The organism is Mucilaginibacter corticis, from assembly GCF_007558865.1.
Classification (GTDB): Bacteria; Bacteroidota; Bacteroidia; order Sphingobacteriales; family Sphingobacteriaceae; genus Mucilaginibacter; species Mucilaginibacter corticis.
Genome location: NZ_VLPK01000001.1, coordinates 848,552 through 871,901 on the forward strand (window position 1 = coordinate 848,552; position 23,350 = coordinate 871,901).

Here is a 23,350-nt window from a genome sequence, read left to right on the forward strand (position 1 = left end):
AAAATAAATTACTGTTAATCAATCGATTGAATAATCGTGACATTTGGATGAAAAATCGTATTATATTTCTGTTGTTACTTTGCTGCGTGTTAAACAAACACACAACAAATAATATATACAACTATGAAAAGTACATTAAAAATCACAGCACTTGTTTTAGCCTTAGCCGGTTTTACCTTAGGCGCTAAAGCACAAACCAACCCTACATCTACCAAAACAACAACAAGCGGCATTCGCTTAAGTATCGGTGTTGACGCCGGTATCCCTACCGGAAAATTATCAGACAATTATAACTGGAACCTTGGCGGTTCTGTACAGGCAGACATCCCGGTAGCTTCTCAACTATTTGTTACTGTTAATGCCGGTTATAACAACATCTTCGGTAAAGACGTAACTGTGGGTGGCGTAACAGCTTCTGCTACAAACATCCAGTTATTACCTGTTAAAGCCGGTTTAAAATACTTCCTTGTTAATAAACTGTATGTACAAGGCGAAGCCGGTGCAGCATTTGTTTTAAACAAAAAAGATATTGGTGCCGATAACTCAGCAGCATTTATCTGGGCTCCACAAGTTGGTTACCAATTCCCTATTGGCGGCAGCAGCTATATTGATGCCGGTGTACGTTATGAAGCAAGCACTAAATTAAACAGTGGTATTGACGACAGCAAAGTAAACTTCTTTGGTTTACGTGTTGCCTACGGGTTCTAAATACAGATACTCACAACTACCTATAATGAAATGGCCCGCCCACAAGCGGGCTTTTTTTATGCGCTGATCGTTGTGAGCAATGCCATAAAATTTAACATTTTTTTACATCCGTTTATAATGAGTTATTCAAAAGGGATATTAGCTTTGCACAAATTAAGTTTTACCGATAATTTGCGGTGAATTATACGTTGTTAACTCATTGAACGTTTTAACACATTAATCTAAACAACAATTATGAAAATAACCGTTAAAGCGTTTATCTACTCGTTTCTTTTTATATGCCTTGGTTCGGCGGCACATGCACAGATCAACATGCCCGATAGCGTCCGTGTAGGTTTGGGTGCAGAACTTGCCTCGGCAACTGGTACAGGCTTTGGTACCGGTGTAACTACTGATGCCGGCGGTACTGCCGCTGCAGCCTACAGCTATGGCGTGGGTCTTGTTTTAAGAGGCGACATACCGGTAATGTCGCATTTATATGCTACAGCAACTTTAGGTTATATCAGTTTTCTTCCTACAGGAAAATCATCATACAGCCAGCAAGCCATATTAAAAACATCATTGCCTGATTTTAATACCATCCCTATAAAAGTGGGTTTAAAGTGGTTATTAGGTAACAGGTTTTACGTGCAGGGCGAGATCGGTGAAACCTTTTTAGCAAATAAAAAAGAGTTGTATGCTTTATACGGCAACTCGGTTACCTGGTCACCGCAAATAGGTTTGGTATTGCCGCTTAAAAAACGCCATACCTATATTGATGCCGGCTTACGCTATGAGCGTACCGAAAGTTTTTACAACGATTCAAATCATAATACATTTTGGGCACTGCATATTGCCTATGAATTTAATTTATAGTTGGCTACCCCTCTGCTTATTGACAGGTTAATATCACAGAACGCAAATCTTAACTAATACTTTATTTAGAAAACATTAGTTGGATTAGCAATTTTGTGTAACTTAACATTTTAAAATTTGCCGGATAAACTATAATTCCTTTATGAAGAAAATCCTCATCATAGATGATGAAGTAAACGTTGCCTTATTACTGTCAAAATTTTTAGCGCGCAACGGATTTGACGTAAGTACCGCATCAAGCGGCAATAGTGGCCTGGAGTACCTGCAAAACAGCGAGTTTGACCTTGTACTATGCGATTATAGACTGGAAGACACTGACGGCCGCGAGATACTGCGCAAGATCAAGACCCATTACCCCAAAACAGGCGTTATTATCATAACAGGTTACTCAGACATTAAAATGGCTGTTGAACTGATAAAGATGGGCGCGTACGATTATATCAGCAAGCCCCTTTATCCTGACGAAATATTAAATACCATTACCAAAGCCATTGAAACGCGCCAGGCGCTGATGGAAGATGAGCCGGTAGTTGCGCCCCCTGTTAGCAAGCCGGGTAAAAAACCGGTTTTACCGCCTGATGGTATTGTTGTTGGCTCAAGCCGTGCATCAAAAGACCTGGCAAGGCAGATTGAACTGGTTGCACCAACCAATTACAGCGTAATTATTTTAGGCGAAAGCGGCACAGGTAAAGAAGAAGTTGCCAAAAGCATCCACCTGCATAGCCACCGTAATAATAAGCCCTTTATCGCTATGGATTGCGGGTCGCTAACCAAAGAGCTTGCAGCCAGTGAGTTTTTCGGGCACGAAAAGGGATCATTTACCGGCGCGCTGGCTACCAAGATAGGCCATTTTGAAATGGCTAATGGCGGCACCCTGTTTTTAGATGAAGTAGGTAATTTATCCTACGAAATCCAGGCCGCTTTATTACGGACCGTACAAGAGCGCAAAGTAAAACGCATAGGCAGCACCAAAGAGATAGATCTTGATGTACGCATAATAGTGGCTACCAACGAAAACCTGGTTGAAGCCATACAACGCGGTCGTTTCCGCGAAGACCTTTATCACAGGTTTAATGAGTTTAGCATTTACATGCCGCCATTGCGAGATCGCGGCAGCGATATCATATTAATGGCCGAACATTTTTTACAGGCCGCTAACCAGGAACTGGGCCGTAACGTAACCCATTTCTCGCCGGAAGTGATAGAATGCTTTATGAACTACAGGTGGCAGGGCAACGTTCGTGAGCTTAAAAACATTGTACGCCGTGCCGCGCTGATCACAGAAGGCGATGAAATTACCACTAAAGCGCTGCCGCTTGAGGTCTCCAATTATAAGATGCCTGCATACGATTATGGAAACCAGGCAGGTAATCATAATCAATCCAACAATTATAGCCCCACAACGCAACAACAAAATCAATCTGACGTAAAAGAACCTCGGCACGATCTTAAAAATGCGGCTTTAGAAGCTGAGTACGAAACCATTTTAAGAGTATTGCGCGAAGTTAATTTTAACAAGACCAAAGCAGCAGAGATCCTAAAGATCGACAGAAAGACGCTTTATAATAAAATGAAAGCAATCAACCTAAAATAGGCATATATGAGCAATAACCCGGTTGATGCAGAAGCTATACGTATGTTCAGGCACGAGGTCAGGAACCAGCTTTCGGGCATCCACCTGGCCTTAGAAGCGCTGCAACGCGAAGCCCCCGAGAATGCAGAAGATTTTAACTTTTGCCTGGAAACTATTTTTAATAGTGCCGAAAAAATAAACGACCTTTTGAAGGACCTCGGCTAAAACTATTCAGGGTTACTTTGTTATAGTATTATACACCCGCAAATGTCCATTTTTAATTATAAACAGCGTAACACCATTGTACTGGTCAGCATTGTTGTGCTGGGTTGCTTTATATTATATGCGCTGAGCGGTTTGTTTAGTTCAATACTGGGTGCAATTGTGCTGTTTACCATCTTCAGGCCGTTTTATTTATACCTGGTCGACAAAAAGAACTGGAACCGGTCTATGGCCGCCATTAGCATTATCCTGATATCGCTTATCGTTATCGTTTTACCATTTACCGCTTTAAGCTTTATGGTGATAGGTAAGATCTCTGAGATAAATATCCATACATCAGAAATACAACAATGGTTACAGAAGATAGATACCTTTGCCGACTCTAATTTTAAGCAGCCCCAATTTGCAGAGAATACCCTGCAGAAACTTGGGGACTATGCCACTGGCCTTTTCCCGTCATTAATTGGCAGCGCGGCCAATATTATTTTAACACTGCTGGTACTCTATTTTCTGCTGTATTTTATGTTTGTGCAAAACCGCGAGTTTGAGGCCGGTTTGTTACGGTATGCGCCATTTAGAGAACAATACGCGCTTAAGTTTGCTATAGCGTTGCGCAATTCAACTTACTCGAATGTATTGGGGCAGGGCATAATCGCTATTACTCAGGGTATTTTGCTGGCCAACGGTTTCTGGATCTTCGGCGTTTCCGATCCAATATTTTGGGGAGTTGTGGGAGCTTTTATTTCGTTTTTACCGGTTGTGGGCGCACCTACGCTTTGTATACCCGCAAGTATTGTGCTTTTTGCAAGTGATCATACAGTAAAGGGTGTCTTACTTTTAGCTTATGGATTATTGTTTATCGGCAATATTGATAATGTGCTGCGCATGATCATTAATAAGCGGGTGGCCAACACCCACCCGTTAATTTCAGTAATAGGTGTGTTTATCGGTTTGCCCCTGTTTGGGATATTAGGTTTGGTATTTGGACCTTTATTACTATCTTACTTTTTATTACTGGTTGAAATTTATGAAACTAACAGGATGGCTGCCGACAGGTTAAACCGGATCCAGTCAAGCAATGAAGATTGACCTGTTAGCTGAACAGTTTTGAAAACAATTAAGCCGAAATGTCAGTTCTAAATAAATTAATTACAGGTAAATTAATACAAAATATCCTATTGGCTATATTTGGCAGGATATTTAACCGTTATATAAATCATTGTGCAACTTAAAAACTTATTTTATATGAATAACAACACAAAAGTAGTTGTGGCCCTGCTTGCAGGGTTGGCAGCTGGAGCGGCTTTGGGAATTTTATTTGCCCCGGACAAAGGCGATGAGACACGTGATAAACTGAGCGAATCATTAAAAAACTTAGGTGATTCAATTAAAGAAACCGCAGCAGCCGAAATAGATAACCTGGTTGGCTTTAAAGACAAAGTGGTTGAGAATATCAAATCAAAAATTAAAGGTGCTGAAGAAGAATACCAGGATGACCTGGAGCACGCATAAATTTAGCCCTAAGTCTTAGGTCCTAAGTCTATTGACTATAGGACTTAAGACTATAGACTTAAAACCAACCACATGGAAGAAGCCAAAAAAGAGCCACAACAACCATTGATCGAGCAGCTTAAAGAGTATGCCGAAATTCGCTTTAAACTAGCGAAATACAAGGCTGTTGACAGCGGTTCAACAATTTTTGCCAGCCTTATTGCCGATGTTGTTGTTGTAATAAGCATGGTGCTGGCTTTTATATTTGCCAGTTTTACGCTTGCATTTTATTTAGCGCATGTGCTTGATTCTGACTGGGAAGGATTTGGCTGTGTAGCTTTACTGTATTTACTGATTGCCATTGTTATAAAAGTTAATAAAGGCGGCATTGAAAAACCACTTGCTAACGCATTTGTGAAAAAGATATTTAAAAATAAAAACAGCAATGACGGACCAGCCAATATATAGCCACACCGACCTAAAAAACGAGATATACCGTTTACAGGGACTTGAGCGCGAAAAAGGGCTTGAGCTGAAACAACGTTTTAGCAGCCCGGGAGCTATATTTTCAAGCATATTTTCGCTATTTAGTGGCAATGATCATGCTGATGCCAAAGATGGTGGGATATTTAAACAGGACTTTTTAGGCGTGCTATCGCGATTTGCCCTGCCTTTTACGTTAAACAGGACGCTATTTAAAAATTCAAATTTTATAGTGAAAGCATTGGTGGGCCTGGTATCACAAAAAGCCTCGCATTTTATCTCAGAAGATTCGGTTGAAGGCGTATGGGATAAGGCCAAAGGATTATTCGGCAAGGTTACCCACCTGTTTGATAAATCTGACAAAAAGACCAAGCCTGAAGTTACTTCATTCAGGAAGATCAAGAAGGATTAAGCTTTTAGTTGGCAGTAGTCAGTTCTCAGTTGACAGTTTTAGATTTATTATTCTCTGCAAACTGCCAATTGCCCACTGCAAACTTACAAGTCCAGGAAATGATCAAACGTATCGCTCCTGATACCTAATCTTAAAGTTTCTAAAGGGATCATATCCGCCGGGGCTATATTACCCAGGTTTACGTTTGCGCCTATCAGTTTGATAAACCAAACCTGCTGCGCTTTTTGCGGCGCTTCCCAAATAATGGTCTGCTCAGGTATCTGCGTTAATATCTCATCAACAAGCCCCTGCCTAACCTCTCCCGAGTCGCGATAGATGCCTACATTCCCGCTTTCGCGTGCTTCGGCAATCACCTTCCATGAACCGGCTTCTATTTCAGCCTTCATCAACTGGATCCATTTATAGGGGGCAAAGATCTTTTGCACGTCTTTTGACCCTACTTCTGATATTACAGTTACCTGTTTTGCCAGTTTGCGAATGTACTCGCATTTCTCATTATGACCTATTGTGATAGATCCGTCTGATACTTCGGCATGTTCAAGCTTATACTTATCAAGTATACGGCAGTAATCATCAAACTGCCCGCGAACGATCATCGCTTCAAATAAAGTACCGCCAAAATAAACAGGAATCCCTGCGTCCTGGTAAAGTTTTATCTTGGTATCAAGGTTAGGGGTAACGTATGATGTTGCCCAGCCCAGTTTAACAATATCTGTGTATGAACCTGATACTTCCAAAAAATCTTCCACCTGCCTTAAGCTAAGGCCTTTGTCCATAACCATTGTGATTCCGCTTTCCCTTGGTTTCTGCGTACGCTCCGGAAGATTATTGATAGTATAATTCATAAATAACTTTAAAGGTAGTAATGGCTGTAAAAGTCATAAAAAAAAGCTAAACCGTAAAACGATTTAGCTTTTTTAACACTAAGTTAACTGTTACTTAGAGTATCGGTTAATAATATCCAGTATTACTTTATTTTCCTGCAACTGGGGCAAATAGTCAAAAAGTATGTAGTGCTTTTCGGGGTCTGCCGACAGTGCCAGCTCCAGGTAATTCAGCGCTTCGTTGTATTCGCCTTTGGCAAAAAGGTAAGCAACCATCCTGTAATACAGTTCTGCAGCTTCAGGATTGTTCTTTATCGCCTGCGATATGATCTCGATAGCGCCGGTAAGCCTTTGCTGCTCATAAAGTATTGATGAATAATCCAGCCAGGCATCAATATCCATCGGGTTAAGTTCTACCACTTTTTCGTAAGCATCTTCTGCTTCCTGTATATGGCCCAGTTTATATTCGGCATCTGCTATGGCAAACCAATAATCGGCATTGGTCAGGTCGATATCTAAAGCTTTTTTATAAAAATGTAATGCCTCAAAATAGCGTTCTTCAAAATCAAGCGTCACCCCTATCCCAAACCAGGCATCGGCCAGCTTAGGGTCCATCTTAACCGATTTTTTGTAGAATGCCCGCGCATCATCCATCTGCTCCAGCTTTTCATAGCATTCGCCAATGGCGCAATAGGTATCTGCGTTTGGCTGCTCGTACTCGAATGTATGACGGTAAACCTCAATAGCCTCGGCATATTTCTCCAGGTTAACCAGCGCGTTACCCTTGTTAAAGTAAGCAGATGCGAAACTGTCTTTGATCAGAATGGCGTAATCATAAGCATCAATAGCTTTTTCAAACAGGCCCAGCTTGGTAAAAGCGTTACCCAGGTTATACCATGCGGCATAACTGTAAGGTTCGGTATCAATATATTGCTGGTAAAATTGTACACTTTCTTCCTGGTTGTCCAATACGTCATAGCAAAAAGCCAGCTCGTAAAGGGCATCCTGGTTCTCCATGTTTTGCTTTAAGCAAAGCTTAAGGTAAGTAATAGAGGTTTCATAATCGCCCATGTTCTGGTAAACGTAGGCAATGTGTAAAAGGATCTCGTCGGTTTCTTCGGCCAGGTCAAGCGCCTTTTCGTAGTTCTCTAAAGCCTCGGCATAGCGTTCCATGCTTTCATACATATTACCACGGATAATATATATGTCCGCGTCAGACGCTTCAAGCATAGCCGCCTTATCCAGGGCGGCAAAGGCCGCGCCGGTATGGTTGGTTATAGCCAGCAACTGGGCTTGCTTAATTAAAAATACTGCGGCAAAGGGATGTTGATTAATGGCATACTCGGCTACCTGCAGGGCCTTGGCGGGGTCGTTTTTTTCGATGTAATAATCGATAATGTTCTCAAACGCCTGGGCATCAAAAAAGTACTGGTCGTGATTCCTGATCATTTCCTCGTACCGCTCTACCGAAAACTTTGGATCTTCGGTAAAACCAAATTCAAATTCTTCTTCCATTCATTAGTGTTTCAGAACATTGGTTTAACAATCTGTTTTTTGTTAGACTATTAAACTTTAGCTGTGTTTAAATTACAAGTAAAAGTGCCCATAAAGCAATTAAGTTTTCAACATACAAACATTTTAAACATCGCTATTTGCAAAGCATTGATTATTAATACAAAGCGTTTGTGGGGCGGTGAGATGAGTTGACAATAATTGCCTTAAAGATTTTTACCTTTGATATACAAATGTACGATTATGCGCGTGGATATCAGCAATACCCTAAAACATTTACATATAGACAACATAAACCAGGCTTACAGCACAGGCAACACTTGGGGCGGAGGCAAGGATAATGTTGTAAAAGAGATCATATCGCCGGTTGACGGGCAAAAGATAGCATCGGTAAAAATAGCGACGGTAGATGAGTATGATTTAGTGGTTGAGCAAGCTGCCACGGCTTTTAAAAGCTGGCGCACCGTACCTGCGCCAAAGCGTGGAGAGATAGTGCGGCAGATAGGCGAAGCGCTCCGCGAAAATAAAGAGCACCTGGGTAAACTGGTATCGTACGAGATGGGCAAGAGCCTGCAGGAAGGCCTGGGCGAGGTACAGGAGATGATCGACATAGCAGATTTTGCAGTCGGCCTTAGCCGCCAGTTGTATGGCCTGACCATGCACAGCGAACGGCCCGACCACAGGATGTATGAGCAATACCACCCGCTGGGGATTATAGGCATCATATCGGCCTTCAATTTCCCGGTTGCGGTTTGGAGCTGGAACGCCATGCTGGTATGGGTTTGCGGCGATGTCTGTATCTGGAAACCGTCAGAAAAAACCCCCTTAACGGCAATTGCCTGCCAGCACATTGCGCAGCAGGTATTTAAAAAGAATGATGTAGCCGAAGGCGTATCGTGCTTAATTATTGGCGACCGTAACATAGGCGAACTGATGGCTGCCGATAAACGCCTGCCACTGATATCGGCCACTGGCTCAACCCGAATGGGCAAGGCCGTAGGCGCGGCAGTAGGCGCAAGACTGGGCCGTAGTTTGTTAGAGCTGGGCGGCAACAACGCTATTATGATCACCGAAGATGCTGACCTGGATATGGCACTGATAGGCGCCGTATTTGGTGCGGTGGGCACTGCCGGGCAGCGTTGCACCAGCACGCGCAGGTTGATCATTCACGAAAATGTTTACGAAGCATTTAAAGCTAAACTGGTAAAAGCTTACGGGCAAATCAAGATTGGCAACCCTTTAGACGAAAACAACCATATGGGCCCGTTGATAGATAAAGACGCTGTCAGCCTGTATTTAAACGCTATTAAGCAGTGCAAAGCAGAAGGTGGCCGGTTTGTAGTTGAGGGAGGAAAACTGGAAGGCGAAGCCTACGATTCAGGCTGTTATGTTAAGCCTGCTGTGGCCGAAGTAGAGAATAATTTTAAAATTGTTCAGCATGAAACATTTGCGCCCTTACTTTATCTAATAAAATATAAAACATTAGACGAGGCTATAGCGTTTCAGAACGATGTGCCTCAAGGTTTGTCGTCGGCCATTATGACGAACAATTTACGCGAGGCCGAAACGTTCTTATCCGGTGCCGGTTCTGATTGCGGTATTGCCAACGTCAATATTGGCACATCCGGGGCAGAGATCGGCGGCGCTTTTGGCGGCGAAAAAGAAACCGGCGGCGGCCGCGAATCAGGCTCTGACGCGTGGAAGGTTTACATGAGGCGACAAACTAATACAATTAATTATTCAACTAAGCTGCCGTTGGCACAGGGGATAAAGTTTGACCTCTCCTAAGGAGAGGACTTAAGAAGCAGGTTGAATTGGCGAATTTTACGACATTGGCTAATTAAGCCCTCTCCTTTGGAGAGGGTTGGGAGAGGTTTAACACATTACAAAAAACACATATACATGATCAATATCCGCAAATACGTTTTCGGCTCCGCAATATACGGGGCATTATTTTTTAGTCTGAATGCATCGGCACAAACTGCACCGCCGGATGCTATGCCCGATCTGCCAAAAAACTGGCACCAATTGGATTTAAAAGCTGACGGCTTTTATGGCATCAGCCTTAATAATGCTTACAACTTTTTAAAAGGTAAAAAAAGCAAAACAGTGGTTGTAGCTACTATTGACAGCGGCATTGACACCACGCAAACCGATCTTAAAACTATTTTATGGGTAAACCCAAAAGAGATCCCAAACAATGGTATAGACGATGACCATAACGGTTATGTGGACGATGTACATGGCTGGGATTTTTTAGGCGGCCCGGGCGGCAAGGTTAATTATACCGAAACAACCGAAGAGATCAGGGAATACAATCGCTTAAAGCCGAAATATGAAAGCATAACCACTGCACCGGCAGGCGGCGAAAAGGAATACGCTTACTGGGTAAATGTAAGGTCGATCCATGATTCTACCTATGCAAAGTCAAGCGCCGAGTTACAGCAGCTTAGCCCTATGATGAACGCGCTGATGGTGACCAGCGGCTACATTAAAAGAGAACTTAAATTAGCGCCCGACGCCGGTTTTGTTAAAGCCGACCTGGATAAGATCACGAATCCATCAAATGATACTATCGCCCAAAGCAAGGGTTTGTGGGAATCAATGTTCGCGCAGATCAATGGCGATAACAGCAAAGTTATAAAGGAACTGAGTGACTACTTAGCCAAGCTTAACAATGATGTAAACCCCGACCTGTCGGCACGTAAAAATATTGTAGGCGATGATCCTAATGTACAAGACGGCAAGCCTTATGGTAATAACGTACTGAAGAACCCTGACGCTTCGCATGGTACGGGTGTAGCCGGACTTATCGGCGCTGTCCGTGGTAATAGCTACGGTATTGACGGCGTGGCAGATAATGTGCGCATCATGAGTATTAAAGGGGTGCCTAACGGCGATGAGTATGACAAGGATATTGCTAACGCGATACATTACGCGGTTGATAACGGCGCCAAGATCATCAACATGAGCTTTGGTAAAAAGATCTCGCCGCACAAAGATTGGGTTGATGAGGCATTTAAATATGCAGCAAAGCATGACGTATTGCTTGTACAGGCAGCAGGTAATGACGGCGAGGATATGGACGTTAAACCGCAATATCCAAACGACACATTTATTGATGGCTCGTCAAGCGATGCCGATAATGTGATCGATGTGGGCGCATCGGCTGCAAAGGTTGACGAGAACCTGGCTGCTACTTTCAGCAATTACGGCAAAAAAAATGTTGACGTTTTTGCACCCGGTGTAAAAGTAACCTCAATAGATACCAATGCCGAATTTAATACTGCCGACGGCACCAGCTTTGCATCGCCAATAACCGCGGGTATTGCCGCTTTGGTTTTAGAATACTATCCAAACCTGAGCGCTAAGCAATTAAAGCAAGTTATCCTTGAATCTGCAACACCGGTGGCTAACACCATGGTGCTTAAACCGGGAAGCAAAACAGAAAAGGTTGATTTTGCCAGCTTATCAAAAACAGGCGGTATTGTAAATGCTTATAAGGCGGTGCAGATAGCTTCGAAATTGAAAGGCGAGCGGAAGGATAAATAAGGATATTATTCAGATTGCAATCCGCAAAATCACATAAGTGAGATATAAACTTAGCGATGACAAATAGCGCTGGATTTAAAGCCCATCGCTATTTTTTTTTAAAGATGGCTTATCTCAACGCATCAATACTGGCGGTCATTTTATTCTCAAAATCTTCAAAATACCCCGGCTCAGACCAATTGATCCGGCCTTTTTTATCGATCAGATAAAAGGTTGGCCCGGCGCTTACATGATATAATTTTGAAACAGCCTTTCCATTGATATAGATCGGGCTGTTTACTTTATTTCTTTTAATAAAATCAGCCACATCGTCTTTGCTGTCTAAAAAATTTACCGAGACAATGGCAACATCAGAGCCATCATATTTTTTATGCAACTTTTCAAGCGATGGCAGCGCCATCATGCAGGCAGGGCACCCATTAAAGGTAAATTCCAATAAAACAACTTTACCTTGCATATCATTTAATGCGAGTGCTTTTCCTTCTGTTGATGTCAGTGTCCATTGTGGTGCTACGGTGCCATTATCTAAAAGCGGCAGAGATTTTACAGGCGGTTTAAACCCTTGAGGAATAACCAGTTTAACAGGCTTGGCAGAATATGTATTTGAGATATGAATATCCGAGTAAAGATATGATACATCCATACTCATCACCCCTCCTTTAACGCCTCCTTTTTCAACCGTTCCCTTGGTCTCATCCCTCGAGGCAAGTATCAGGTTGTTTTTCTTACTGATAAATAAATGATACTTAAAATAAGACTCGTTGGTAGCATTTTTTGTGGCAAATAAAACATGATAGCAATGCTCTTTATTGATGGTGCTATCGGTCAGCATAGTGATATTATATCGGTCTTTCTTTTTATTTAATAATTCTTCTGCATTCAAGGCAGCCTCAATGAGCGGTGTTCCTGAGGAATTTTGCTTACGCTCAGGCAAAAGCACGTAGGTGCTGTCTTTAAAATATAGTTCAACCTGTTGATTGCCGTCGTCTATATAGCTTATTTTTCCGCTGGGAAATATCTGATCTATGTTATAAAACTCATAATTTCCATTGGCCTGCCTATTATAAAGATGAACGTTCGTTTTAAGATGAACCGCCCCTCCAAACTCCTCGCCGGATATAGTTGCGGTGTAACTTATGTTTTGGGCTGATTTTATTTTATCAATTGCCTTCTGAACGATCTCCTGCTGTGCCTTTGCTGTAAAAGCGGTTAACGAACATAAAACTAAGGCGAATATTTTGAAAAATGATCTGGTCATAATAAGGTCTTATTGAACCAAATATAACCTTGGTTGTTTATAAAAACTAATGCGGCTGCAGTTTTAACATTTGCCGGCTGATTGTAACATAAAACATTACAATCAGCCACAATTGCATTTAACACATTTGTACTTATATTTGCGCCTGCAAAAGCATCATTTATTTAAAACATACGATGAGAGAAATACAATTCAGAGAAGCACTTCGTGAGGCGATGGTCGAAGAAATGCGCAACGATGAAAACATATACCTGATGGGCGAAGAGGTTGCCGAGTATAACGGTGCCTACAAAGTTAGCCAGGGCATGTTAGACGAGTTTGGTGCTAAACGTGTAATAGATACGCCTATATCTGAATTAGGTTTTGCCGGTATCGGCATTGGCTCGGCTATGAATGGTTTAAAACCTATCATCGAGTTCATGACCTTTAACTTCTCGTTAGTAGCTATCGACCAGGTGATCAACGGCGCTGCAAAGATCATGTCAATGAGCGGTGGCCAGTTCTCTGTTCCCATTGTTTTTCGCGGTCCTACCGGTAACGCGGGGATGTTAAGCTCACAACACAGCCAGTGTTTTGAAAACTGGTATGCCAACTGCCCGGGCTTAAAGGTAGTTGTACCGTCAAACCCTGCAGATGCTAAAGGTTTATTAAAATCAGCAATCATTGATCCGGACCCGGTTATTTTCATGGAGTCGGAATTGATGTATGGCGATAAAGGACCTGTTCCTGAAGAAACCTATTATATTGAAATTGGTAAAGCTGCCGTAACCAAAGAAGGTACTGATGTTACTTTGGTTGGTTTTGGTAAAATAATGAAAGTGGTTAACGCTGCCGCTGCCGAGCTTGAAAAAGAAGGCATCAGTGCAGAGGTTATTGACCTGCGCACAGTACGCCCTATCGATTACGAAACGGTGATCAATTCGGTTAAAAAAACCAACCGTTTGGTATTGGTTGAAGAAAGCTGGCCTTTAGGCTCGATAGCTACCGAGATTGCATTTAAAGTACAAAAAGACGCCTTTGATTACCTTGACGCTCCTATCCTGCGCATTATGGGCGGTGACGTTCCGTTGCCTTACGCGCCAACACTGATCCAGGAATACCTGCCAAACGCCGAAAAGGTGGTTAAGGCCGTTAAAGAAGTAATGTACGTTACAAAGTAATTTACACACCATAATATTTGAAAGCCTCCTGGTAAATCAGGAGGCTTTTTTGTTGGCTTACCGCCCGGAATGATGGCGAAGGTGTATCAAAGTGTATCATGAGCCCAGAGTCGGCAAATTAATTATTTAATTATCAGCATTTTGCAAAAACAGGTGTACCAAGTGTTCCATTTGTTTCACATTCGCGTGGAACAGCGCGCACTCTTTACTATATTGCGTTACCAATTATTACCAGTCATGAAGATCAAGGGAACCCTACTGCTGATAGTCTCTATTTTAGTAAGCAGCTTTACCATCTTTAACGCTAAACGCGATGTCAATATCGTTTTCATCGGCGATAGTATTACCTATGGCGCAGGCCTGCCTGATGCTGCCAAACAAGCGCCCCCGGTTATCTGCGCCAACTATTTAAAAACGCAGGCCAACATTGGCTCGGTTGACTTCTCGAACCAGGGCCACAGCGGTTACACCACGTTAGACTGGCTGCCGGGCACAAAAGCTTTCATTGATGCAGAGAACGCGGCTAAGGCATTTGCCAACCAGCAGGCACAATTGGTGTTCTCCATAAAGATTGGTACCAATGACAGCGCCATGAAAGGCACACATGGTGCGCCGGTAGCGGTTGATGATTACAAGGCAAACCTCAAAACGATCATCGATCAGCTCTTAAAAGATTTCCCCGGAAGTATGGTGGTGATTGAGCACCCGATATGGTATAGCCCTAATACCTATAACGGCTCTATGTATTTGCAGGAAGGGTTAACCCGCTTACAAACCTATATCCCGGCAATGGATCAGCTGGTTAAGGAGTATAAGGCTACTAACCCTAAACGTGTGTTTATTGGCGATACTAAAGCCTTCGATTATTTTAAAGCGAATGCAGAGACCGATCTTCAGCACGAAGATGGCAGGCAAGGTGTTTTTTACCTGCACCCTAATCCAAAAGGCGCCGTAGCATTAGGCGAGTTTTGGGGTAAGGCCATAGCAAAGGTCTTAAAGTAACTAAAGCAGTTCCACCAATCGTTCTAAAGCCATCCCCCTTGATCCTTTGATGAGGATGGTTGAGTCTTTAATCGGATCGGCTTTTAAACCGGCTATAGCGTCTTCCGCAGTAGTGTAGACGGTAGTTGATGGCCGATGGCTGATGGTTTCAATAGCTTTGGCAAAGTCCTTCCCGATAAAGATCCGCTCATCCACTTCTGTAGCCAATGCTTTTTCGATGATAGCTTTATGCTCTTCAACCGACTCTTCCCCTAACTCGAACATATCGCCCAGGATCAAAACTTTACGCGACGCGGTTATTTTACCGATATTCTCTATAGCCACCGCCATACTGCTCGGGTTGGCGTTATAGTAATCGCAGATCAGCGTATTAGTAACGGTCTGCACAATTTGCGACCGGTTGTTTTTAGGTTGGTACCCCTCAATACCGGCATTGATCTCGGCCGGTGTCAGTTTAAAATAAATGCCGATGCTTATCGCCGCTAATATGTTATCCAGATTGTAAACACCTGTAAGCTGGGTTTTAACATTATGGCTCTCGCCTGTGCTGTTGTTGGTCCATTGCAGGGAGAGTAATGGTGCGTTTTCAGTGATCTCGCCGCTAACCAGGTCGTCAATAGCGTCGCCATAAAACACCGGCGGAACAGCAAACTTGCGCGCGGCCTGCATAGTCATCAAAATAGGATTATTACTGTTAATGAAAGCGACACCATTCTGTGACAGGAAATCGTATAACTCTCCCTTGCCTATCTTCACTCCCTCAATACTGCCAAAGCCCTCCAAATGCGCTTTACCAACATTGGTTATCATGCCGTGTGTGGGCTGTGAAATACTACATAGCAGTTCGATTTCTTTAATATGATTGGCCCCCATTTCTATCACGGCCACCTGGTGCGATGCATTAATGTTTAAAATGGTTAAAGGCACACCGATATGGTTATTCAGGTTACCCTGCGTAGCCAGTGTTGTAAAATGCTGTGACAACACCGCGTTGATCAATTCCTTGGTAGTAGTTTTACCGTTAGTACCCGTAAGCCCCACAACGGGAATGGTTAATTGCCTGCGATGGTGGCGTGCCAGGTCCTGCAAAGCAGTTAATACATCGGCCACTAACAGGCATTGCTCATTAACCTGATATGCCGGGTTATCTATTATAGCAAAAGCAGCACCCTCTTCAATAGCCTGCTGCGCGAATGTGTTGGCATCAAACTTATCGCCCTTTAAGGCAAAAAACAAACTGCCTGCCGCTATTTTACGAGTATCGGTACTGATAACCGGGTGTTGCAGGTAATGTTGGTATAATTGTTCGGTAGTGGTCATGTCCATTGTGTATTTGGCTGTCATCCTAAGCTCGTCGAAGGATGCGGACGAGCCTTTACGCTCACCCTTCGACAGGCTCAAAGTGACACCCCCTTATTAGTAAACCAAAGTTATTGATTTCTGTTTATCCAACCCAATACGGCCTTTATTTCGCCGTAACTAAAATCGGGGCCTAAAATTTCTTTTAGCGGGGCAAGACGCTCGGCGCCATAGCTTTCAATGGCATCTTGTATAGCAGGCATCTTATCCGGCGATACCATTTCCGACACGTCCAATTCGCCGGACTCAACAAAAAAACTTAAATGGCTTTCGACAGTAGATACGTTAAGTCCGCGTTCCGCGGCAATTTCGGCAATGCTTTTATCTTTTTTGTAAAGCTCGAGGCTCGCCCTGCGGGTATCGCTGCTACGGGGTGTAGGCGTTCGTTCCGTTTTAGGTTTACGTTCTCGTTTTCGGCTTTTATTAGCGATCCTTGAGTTTAAACCCCGCTCGTGAGTATATACCTTTACGGGATTAACAAATTCGCGACCATATCTTGCCAGTTTAACATCGCCAAAGCCGGAAATAAAGCGCAGTTCGTCTAAGCTTTGTGGCAGGTATGTAGCAATCTCCATCAGCGTAGCATCTGATACGATGACGTAGGCCGGTACATTCTCATTCGTAGCAATATCCCTGCGGATGTTTTTAAGGATACTGAACAGCTGGTTTTCAAACGGCAACGTTTCAGTAGGGCCCTCTTCCATGGTTTGCGTAGCCACCAGATCTACCTTTTGCAAGCCCTTTAAAACAGCCTCGCTTTTTGAGGTGAGGGTCAATACCGGGTATTCGGTTTCTGTAAACTTCAGATAGCCCAGCGCAACCAGCTCGCGGATGTAGCGCTGCCAATCGGCTTTGCTGATATCTTTACCCACGCCATAGGTCTTTATTTCTTTATGCTCTTGGCGGATCTTCTCGTTTTTTGATCCACGCAAAAAATCGATCACGTAAGTAGTGCCGAAGCGTTCTTTTAATCGGTATACCGCAGACAATGCCTTTTGAGCTATCTCCGTTCCATCGAACGTGGTGATCTCGCTCAGGCAAACATCGCACGAGCCGCAATGGTCGGGTGCTTGCTCATCAAAATAGTTAAGCAGGTATTTACGGCGGCATGTGGGCAACTGGCAATACTTAGCCATATCGTTCAGCTTGCTCAGCATTACCTGCGTTTGTTCAGGGTCGCCATCAATAGCCACAAAACTTTTCAGCTTGATGGCATCGCCTGGCGAATAAAACAGCAGCGCGGACGATGCCAAACCATCGCGGCCCGCGCGGCCGGTTTCCTGGTAATAGCCCTCGATGTTTTTAGGCATATCCATATGCACCACGTAGCGCACGTTTGATTTATTAATACCCATGCCGAAAGCTATGGTAGCCACAATGATCTTTACATCATCGCGCAAAAATGCTTCCTGATTGCGAGCCTTTGTGGCGTTATCAAGGCCTGCATGATAAGCCTCGGCCGAGTAACCCTGAGCTTTTAAGTCTATAGCCAAAGCTTCAACAGATTTACGCGACAGGCAATAAATAATACCTGATTCGTCTTTCTTATCTCCTAAAAAATCAAGTAGCTGGTCAAAGCTATTTCTTTTTGGGTTGACCCGATAGGTAATATTGGCACGGTTAAACGAAGAGATGAATACAGCCGGATGTTTAAGGTTCAGCTTCTCAAGGATATCCTTTTGCGTTAGCTTATCAGCAGTAGCGGTAAGAGCTATTACCGGGATATTCGGAAAATGATCTTTCAGTCCTGCCAGCATCAGGTACTCCGGACGGAAATCGTGCCCCCAATGCGAGATACAATGTGCTTCGTCAATAGCTATTTGCGCGACCGGAACCGGCAGCGACCGTAAAAAATCAACCAGTTTATTGCCTGACCCAAACAGCCGCTCGGGCGCCAGGTATAAAAGTTTAATATGGTTACTGTTCAGTTTGGTAATGATGCGACTTTGTTCGTCAGGGCTTTGCGACGAATTTAAAAACGCCGCCGGTATACCCGCTACGTTCAGGCTATCCACCTGGTCTTTCATCAGCGCGATTAGCGGCGAGATAACAATAGTTAAGCCGTTTAACAGCACAGCAGGTAACTGATAGCATAATGACTTGCCGCCACCGGTAGGCATCAGCGCCATTACATCGCCGCCGCTTAAAACATGTTCAATAATAGCTTTCTGCTCGTGTCTGAACTCACTGTATCCGAAATATTTTTGCAGGGCCTGCGTTGGTGTCATGTTTGATATGAAGATATGCAAATGTGCGGATTTTTGTCCAGCCCAACTCAAGAAAGCAGTAGATACTGTCCCGAAAACTCAATTCATTCCTGAATATGAGAATAATTACCGGTTATGATTTGCTGCCCATTGTTTTAACTGCCCTATGGCGTCATATAACACCCCGGCCTCGCCCCTGAAACTGCCGGAGCCGCTTGGAGCACCAGTTTGTACATTATACCATTCAAAAAAGCCGTTGTTTTTAATCGTACGATCCGTCATTGGGGTAAGATCCGCATAGGCTTCTTTGGCCAGGTTGTACTTTAACAATGCTTCGGGCATTCTGCCGCCAAACCAGGTCCAGTCGCCTGCGTTTTGGTAGTTGTAAGGCGGAACGTTAGGATATAGTTCTTTTGGGTATGGCGGGTAAACCGTCATGCCAATGGTAGCAAATTTTTCTTTAGCCGCAGCGGCCAACATTTGCCTGTTGATCTCAATTACCTCTGCTTTGGTATTGAAACCAGCCAGGATCGCACAGATGGAACCGCCTGTATACAGGATCTCATTTTCATTAAACTCTTTAGGAAACGGGCTGCCTTCAAGGTACAGGTGCGGGATATACTTGTTTGTCGCAGGCTGCCACAAATACTTACGCACATTGGCTTTGAGCGATGCGGCAACGGCATTCCAGTTCTTGTCGGTCTTGTAACCTTTGGGTTTAAAAGCTATAAAATCTCTTATCGCCATAGCGAACATGGCATTGTCATAAATATCAATGGCCCATTTGGTTTTTTTGTTAATGGCGACGCCCCAGCCACCATCGGCTTGCACATCGCCCCAGTCAATGGTAGTCGCGCCGGTAACCAGTCCATATTTTGCCGACCAGCGGTCTTTCATGATATAATTCAGCGCATCTTCTATCCTGCTGATCACGGATTTACCGCCTATCTGCTCATCAAGGATGGACACATCGCCGGTAACATCAATATATTTACGAATGGCCTGAACCAAAGATGATTCCTGGTCAGTCTCCACTGTGTTTTTATGTGCCTGCCAGCCCGGCAGCAGGTCAGAATGTCGATAATCATAGCCTACATTTGCCTTGGTGGTTTCAACTACACCGTCTACAATATTGCCGTCATCTCCCTGGATCTTAAAAAACATCAGCAACATTTTTTTTACCTCTTCTTTTGGATGTGCTTTAAGCGACCCTTTGATAAACGTATTAAAATCGCGGATCCAAACCTCGTTATACGACGTACCGGCCGAGAAGCCGGACAGCAACTTAACTGCCTTTACCTGCACGGTATCGAAATCTTTATTGGTTAAAATTGTTTTTGCAAGTGCGCGGTCGGCGTTTACTTGTGCAAGGGCACCTGTATTAACTATAAATACAAGGAGAAAAAAATAAAAAACTGATCTGATCATGGCTTATAGGCTATAAACATAGCAATAAAACAGCTAAACCGGAAACCGGTAAGCAATGTTGTCATTTCAAGCTCTTAACTTCTTGACATCCAATCAACACTCTTTTTTTGTTTTGTGCTTATCTTTGTGCGTTAAAGATTTTTATATATCCTTTCTACCGCAGGCACCAACTATTTAGTTGAAATCTCTCAGAGAATCATTTTGTTTTCCGCGCATTCTAAGGCACTGAATCTTTATCATTCACTTAAAATATTTCAAAAAAATGAGGCAACTTAAAATAAGTGAGTCGATCACCAATCGTGAAACAGCGTCATTGAATCAGTATTTGTCAGACATTGCAAAGATTCCAATGATCACACCACAAGAAGAGGTGACACTGACTCAAAAAATCAGGGAGGGCGATATGGCTGCGTTGGAAAGATTGACGACTGCAAATTTGCGATTTGTGGTTTCTGTTGCAAAACAATACCAAAGCTCCGGTCTGACGCTTGGCGACCTGATCAATGAGGGCAACCTTGGCCTGGTTAAAGCCGCAAAGCGCTTTGACGAAACAAAGGGATTTAAATTTATATCATATGCCGTATGGTGGATCCGTCAGTCTATCTTGTCGGCAATAGGTGAACAATCGCGAATGGTGCGGTTACCGTTAAACCAAGTGGGTGATCTTTCAAAGATCGCAAAAGCCGCTTCAAAACTGGAACAGGTTTATGAAAGGCAGCCAACACCTGAGGAATTGGCAGAGGATTTAGAATTGACCGTTGAAAAGGTGAGTAATTCATTGTCGCATACGGGCAAACATATTTCGTATGACAGTCCGTTTTCAAGTGATGAAGACAATACCTTACTTGATGTACTGCAAAGTGCCGAGCCGGGAACAGACAAAGAAATGATGAACGAATCGCTTAGCATTGAAATATCTGATAGTATGCGTGTACTTGGCGAAAAAGAAAGAGAAGTTTTAGAATTGTTTTTCGGTTTGAAGAACCAACACGCGCATAGCCTGGAAGAAATCGGTGATAAATATAACCTTACCCGCGAACGCGTTAGGCAAATTAAAGACAAAGCTTTGGAAAGATTACGTCACAGCACCCGTACAAGAACGTTAAAAACTTACCTGGGATAATAATTAGGTCAGCCGCCTGTCTTTTCAATCTTAAAGAAGATCGCAAAATGTTATAAAACGTAAAAAGCCTTACTTTTCAGTAAGGCTTTTATTTTTTAGCGGAATGGACGGGACTCGAACCCGCGACCCCATGCGTGACAGGCATGTATTCTAACCAGCTGAACTACCACTCCGTTTGGGACTGCAAATATAGCCTTCATTTGTTATTCCACAAGCTATTTTTTTAAAAAAATATTAAAATACAAATAATCAATGTTTTATAGTGTATTTTAATTAGTTAGCTATGCATTACTATCACTTACTTTTAAGTGCAATGTGCTTAAAACGGCACATTGAATGTATACAATAGCAGAAACCTGTATAGTTTTTATGCAGTGATTTGCCCGCATTTTAATAGATACCTCTGAAAAATCCGGATAAAGAGACATCAAAGTAATAACAAACCTTGCGCAGGGTTTCAATACGTATATCTATTTTACCCGATTCAAGCCGGGCAATGTTAATGTTTGTGTCAGAATAAAACTTCTCCTGTGTAACCTGATTTTGCCTTCTTAGTCGTTTTATTTGGAGCGAAATTTTGCGTTTAAATGCATTATCAGAGTTATCCAGGTATTCAAAATCAGTTAATAGCATAGTTTATGGCAATTTTAAGTTTACTATCTAATAATAATTGGGCCTTTCGGGAAAGCTAAAATAATAAAAATTGCCAAACTTTTATTTTCAAATTCTGACGAATAAGTCATTGTCGTAATGATTTAATGGCAATACATTTGTTCATACCGTTTGGCCCTGCATATACCTATGAAAACATATCAAGGCGGTAACATATAAATATTGAATTCTCAGACACCCAAGCTGAGGTTTTTTGTTCTTTGTTTTGGGTTTAATCAATAGTTTAAATTAATTAGGGGAAAGGGAGCTTCAAAAAAAGCTCTCTTTTTTTTGGCCTAAACTTTTGCTATGCATGCATAATAATCAATATATTTACTTTATATAACCTATATAATGTATTTCGAATTTTCCGAAGAGCAATTGATGATACGCCAGGCTGCCCGTGATTTTGCCCAAACCGAGCTGAAACCCGGCGTAATAGAACGGGATGAGCACCAAAGATTCCCGGCAGAACAAGTTAAAATGATGGGCGAACTGGGGTTTTTAGGCATGATGGTTTCGCCTAAGTATAGTGGCAGCGGCATGGACGCTATTTCATACGTATTGGTAATGGAAGAGCTTTCAAAGATAGACGCCTCTGCATCTGTTGTGGTATCGGTTAATAACTCGTTAGTGTGTTACGGCTTGGAGAAATATGGCACCGAAGAGCAAAAGCAGAAATACCTGGTGCCCTTAGCTAAGGGAGAGGTGATAGGCGCCTTCTGCTTATCTGAACCCGAAGCAGGCTCGGATGCTACGGCACAATCAACTACGGCTATTGATATGGGCGATCACTACCTGCTTAACGGCACCAAAAACTGGATAACAAACGGCAGTACCGCGTCAACCTACCTGGTAATGGCGCAAACCGATGCAAGCCAGCGACACCATGGCATCAACGCTTTGATCGTTGAAAAAGGCATGCCCGGATTTACGGTGGGTGCTAAAGAAAATAAGATGGGCATCCGTGGGTCAGACACGCATTCGCTGCATTTTAATGATGTTAAGGTGCCCAAAGAAAACCGGATAGGTGAAGAGGGCTTCGGGTTTAAGTTTGCCATGACTGTTTTAGCCGGCGGGCGTATCGGTATAGCGGCGCAGGCTTTGGGCATAGCTTCGGGAGCTTATGAGCTGGCTTTAAATTACGCTAAAGAACGTAAGGCTTTTAGTAAAACCCTGAGCGATCTGCAAGCTATCCAATTTAAACTGGCCGATATGGCTATCGAAATTGAGGCCTCTCGCCTGTTGTGCCTGAAAGCGGCATGGTTGAAAGACAAAGGTCTGCCCTACGCACAGGCAAGCTCAATGGCTAAGTTATATGCATCGCAAACAGCTATGAAAACTACGGTTGAGGCGGTACAGATCCATGGCGGATATGGCTTTGTAAAAGAGTATCACGTTGAGCGTTTAATGCGCGATGCCAAAATAACCCAGATCTATGAGGGTACTTCAGAAATTCAACGCATTGTCATATCGCGCGAAGTGCTGAAATAAAGCGACCTGTTTTCGTTAATTTTGATGTGTATAAAA

General features: G+C 43.2%; 21 protein-coding genes and 1 tRNA gene. 14 read left to right on the forward strand and 8 right to left on the reverse strand.

Going from position 1 to position 23,350, the window contains the following annotated elements; genetic code table 11:
• Positions 1-123: 123 nt before the first annotated feature.
• From FO440_RS03635 to FO440_RS03670, 8 genes are all read left to right on the forward strand, one after another.
• Positions 124-708, forward strand: a complete 585-nt coding sequence (locus tag FO440_RS03635; protein ID WP_144246862.1) for an outer membrane beta-barrel protein — start codon at positions 124-126, stop codon at positions 706-708.
• Between the two features lie 234 nt (positions 709-942).
• Positions 943-1,563, forward strand: a complete 621-nt coding sequence (locus FO440_RS03640) for a hypothetical protein (RefSeq protein ID WP_144246863.1) — start codon at positions 943-945, stop codon at positions 1,561-1,563.
• A gap of 142 nt (positions 1,564-1,705) precedes the next feature.
• A complete protein-coding gene (locus tag FO440_RS03645; protein WP_144246864.1) occupies positions 1,706-3,157 on the forward strand; it encodes a sigma-54-dependent transcriptional regulator in 1,452 nt (483 codons plus the stop codon).
• A gap of 6 nt (positions 3,158-3,163) precedes the next feature.
• Complete coding sequence (locus FO440_RS03650; RefSeq protein ID WP_144246865.1) at positions 3,164-3,361, forward strand: histidine kinase dimerization/phospho-acceptor domain-containing protein; 198 nt, start codon at positions 3,164-3,166, stop codon at positions 3,359-3,361.
• Between the two features lie 42 nt (positions 3,362-3,403).
• A complete protein-coding gene (locus FO440_RS03655) occupies positions 3,404-4,447 on the forward strand; it encodes an AI-2E family transporter (protein ID WP_144246866.1) in 1,044 nt (347 codons plus the stop codon).
• 156 nt (positions 4,448-4,603) lie between these two features.
• On the forward strand, positions 4,604-4,870 hold the full coding sequence (locus tag FO440_RS03660; protein WP_144246867.1) for a YtxH domain-containing protein: 267 nt from the start codon (positions 4,604-4,606) through the stop codon (positions 4,868-4,870).
• Positions 4,871-4,942: 72 nt separating this feature from the next.
• Entirely contained in the window at positions 4,943-5,317 is a 375-nt protein-coding gene (locus FO440_RS03665) for a phage holin family protein (protein WP_144246868.1), read from the forward strand.
• Positions 5,295-5,744: a hypothetical protein gene (locus FO440_RS03670; protein ID WP_144246869.1), complete on the forward strand. Its 450-nt coding sequence runs from the start codon at positions 5,295-5,297 to the stop codon at positions 5,742-5,744. Before FO440_RS03665 ends, FO440_RS03670 begins: the two co-directional genes overlap by 23 nt.
• A gap of 83 nt (positions 5,745-5,827) precedes the next feature.
• On the opposite strand, the gene FO440_RS03675 is transcribed toward FO440_RS03670, so the two are convergent.
• Both FO440_RS03675 and FO440_RS03680 read right to left on the reverse strand, forming a co-directional pair.
• Positions 5,828-6,589 (reverse strand): phosphosulfolactate synthase, encoded by a 762-nt coding sequence (locus FO440_RS03675; RefSeq protein WP_144246870.1) that lies wholly within the window; start codon positions 6,587-6,589, stop codon positions 5,828-5,830.
• Positions 6,590-6,679: 90 nt separating this feature from the next.
• On the reverse strand, positions 6,680-8,083 hold the full coding sequence (locus FO440_RS03680; RefSeq protein ID WP_144246871.1) for a tetratricopeptide repeat protein: 1,404 nt from the start codon (positions 8,081-8,083) through the stop codon (positions 6,680-6,682).
• Positions 8,084-8,323: 240 nt separating this feature from the next.
• Here FO440_RS03680 and amaB point away from each other — a divergent pair, with 240 nt between their 5' ends.
• Complete coding sequence (amaB, locus tag FO440_RS03685; protein ID WP_144246872.1) at positions 8,324-9,868, forward strand: L-piperidine-6-carboxylate dehydrogenase; 1,545 nt, start codon at positions 8,324-8,326, stop codon at positions 9,866-9,868.
• A gap of 114 nt (positions 9,869-9,982) precedes the next feature.
• Positions 9,983-11,632, forward strand: coding sequence for a S8 family serine peptidase (locus FO440_RS03690; protein ID WP_144246873.1), 1,650 nt, complete (start codon positions 9,983-9,985; stop codon positions 11,630-11,632).
• A gap of 109 nt (positions 11,633-11,741) precedes the next feature.
• Here the strand turns inward: FO440_RS03690 and FO440_RS03695 are convergent, their stop codons facing one another.
• Positions 11,742-12,890, reverse strand: a complete 1,149-nt coding sequence (locus FO440_RS03695; protein WP_144246874.1) for a redoxin domain-containing protein — start codon at positions 12,888-12,890, stop codon at positions 11,742-11,744.
• A 176-nt stretch (positions 12,891-13,066) separates the two neighbouring features.
• On the opposite strand from FO440_RS03695, the gene FO440_RS03700 reads away from it, so the two are divergent.
• Together FO440_RS03700 and FO440_RS03705 are read left to right on the forward strand one after the other, a co-directional pair.
• Positions 13,067-14,050: a pyruvate dehydrogenase complex E1 component subunit beta gene (locus FO440_RS03700; RefSeq protein WP_144246875.1), complete on the forward strand. Its 984-nt coding sequence runs from the start codon at positions 13,067-13,069 to the stop codon at positions 14,048-14,050.
• Positions 14,051-14,287: 237 nt separating this feature from the next.
• On the forward strand, positions 14,288-15,052 hold the full coding sequence (locus FO440_RS03705; protein WP_144246876.1) for a GDSL-type esterase/lipase family protein: 765 nt from the start codon (positions 14,288-14,290) through the stop codon (positions 15,050-15,052).
• Here the strand turns inward: FO440_RS03705 and FO440_RS03710 are convergent, their stop codons facing one another.
• The 3 genes from FO440_RS03710 to FO440_RS03720 all read right to left on the reverse strand — a co-directional run bounded on the left by FO440_RS03710 (position 15,053) and on the right by FO440_RS03720 (position 20,046).
• A complete protein-coding gene (locus tag FO440_RS03710; RefSeq protein ID WP_317129781.1) occupies positions 15,053-16,453 on the reverse strand; it encodes a UDP-N-acetylmuramoyl-tripeptide--D-alanyl-D-alanine ligase in 1,401 nt (466 codons plus the stop codon). It lies immediately after the preceding gene.
• 29 nt (positions 16,454-16,482) lie between these two features.
• The gene (recQ, locus tag FO440_RS03715) at positions 16,483-18,639 is read right to left on the reverse strand and encodes a DNA helicase RecQ (RefSeq protein ID WP_144246877.1); all 2,157 of its coding nucleotides are present in this window, start codon (positions 18,637-18,639) and stop codon (positions 16,483-16,485) included.
• Between the two features lie 105 nt (positions 18,640-18,744).
• Positions 18,745-20,046 (reverse strand): glucosidase family protein, encoded by a 1,302-nt coding sequence (locus FO440_RS03720; protein WP_144246878.1) that lies wholly within the window; start codon positions 20,044-20,046, stop codon positions 18,745-18,747.
• A gap of 262 nt (positions 20,047-20,308) precedes the next feature.
• On the opposite strand from FO440_RS03720, the gene FO440_RS03725 reads away from it, so the two are divergent.
• Positions 20,309-21,169 carry a sigma-70 family RNA polymerase sigma factor gene (locus tag FO440_RS03725; RefSeq protein ID WP_144246879.1) on the forward strand — a complete coding sequence of 287 codons (861 nt, stop codon included), beginning with the start codon at positions 20,309-20,311 and terminating at the stop codon, positions 21,167-21,169.
• Between the two features lie 99 nt (positions 21,170-21,268).
• On the opposite strand, the gene FO440_RS03730 is transcribed toward FO440_RS03725, so the two are convergent.
• Both FO440_RS03730 and FO440_RS03735 read right to left on the reverse strand, forming a co-directional pair.
• Positions 21,269-21,342: transfer RNA gene (locus FO440_RS03730), tRNA-Asp, on the reverse strand.
• 217 nt (positions 21,343-21,559) lie between these two features.
• The gene (locus tag FO440_RS03735; protein WP_144246880.1) at positions 21,560-21,802 is read right to left on the reverse strand and encodes a helix-turn-helix domain-containing protein; all 243 of its coding nucleotides are present in this window, start codon (positions 21,800-21,802) and stop codon (positions 21,560-21,562) included.
• Positions 21,803-22,174: 372 nt separating this feature from the next.
• On the opposite strand from FO440_RS03735, the gene FO440_RS03740 reads away from it, so the two are divergent.
• Complete coding sequence (locus tag FO440_RS03740; protein WP_144246881.1) at positions 22,175-23,314, forward strand: acyl-CoA dehydrogenase; 1,140 nt, start codon at positions 22,175-22,177, stop codon at positions 23,312-23,314.
• The last annotated feature ends 36 nt before the right edge of the window (positions 23,315-23,350 follow it).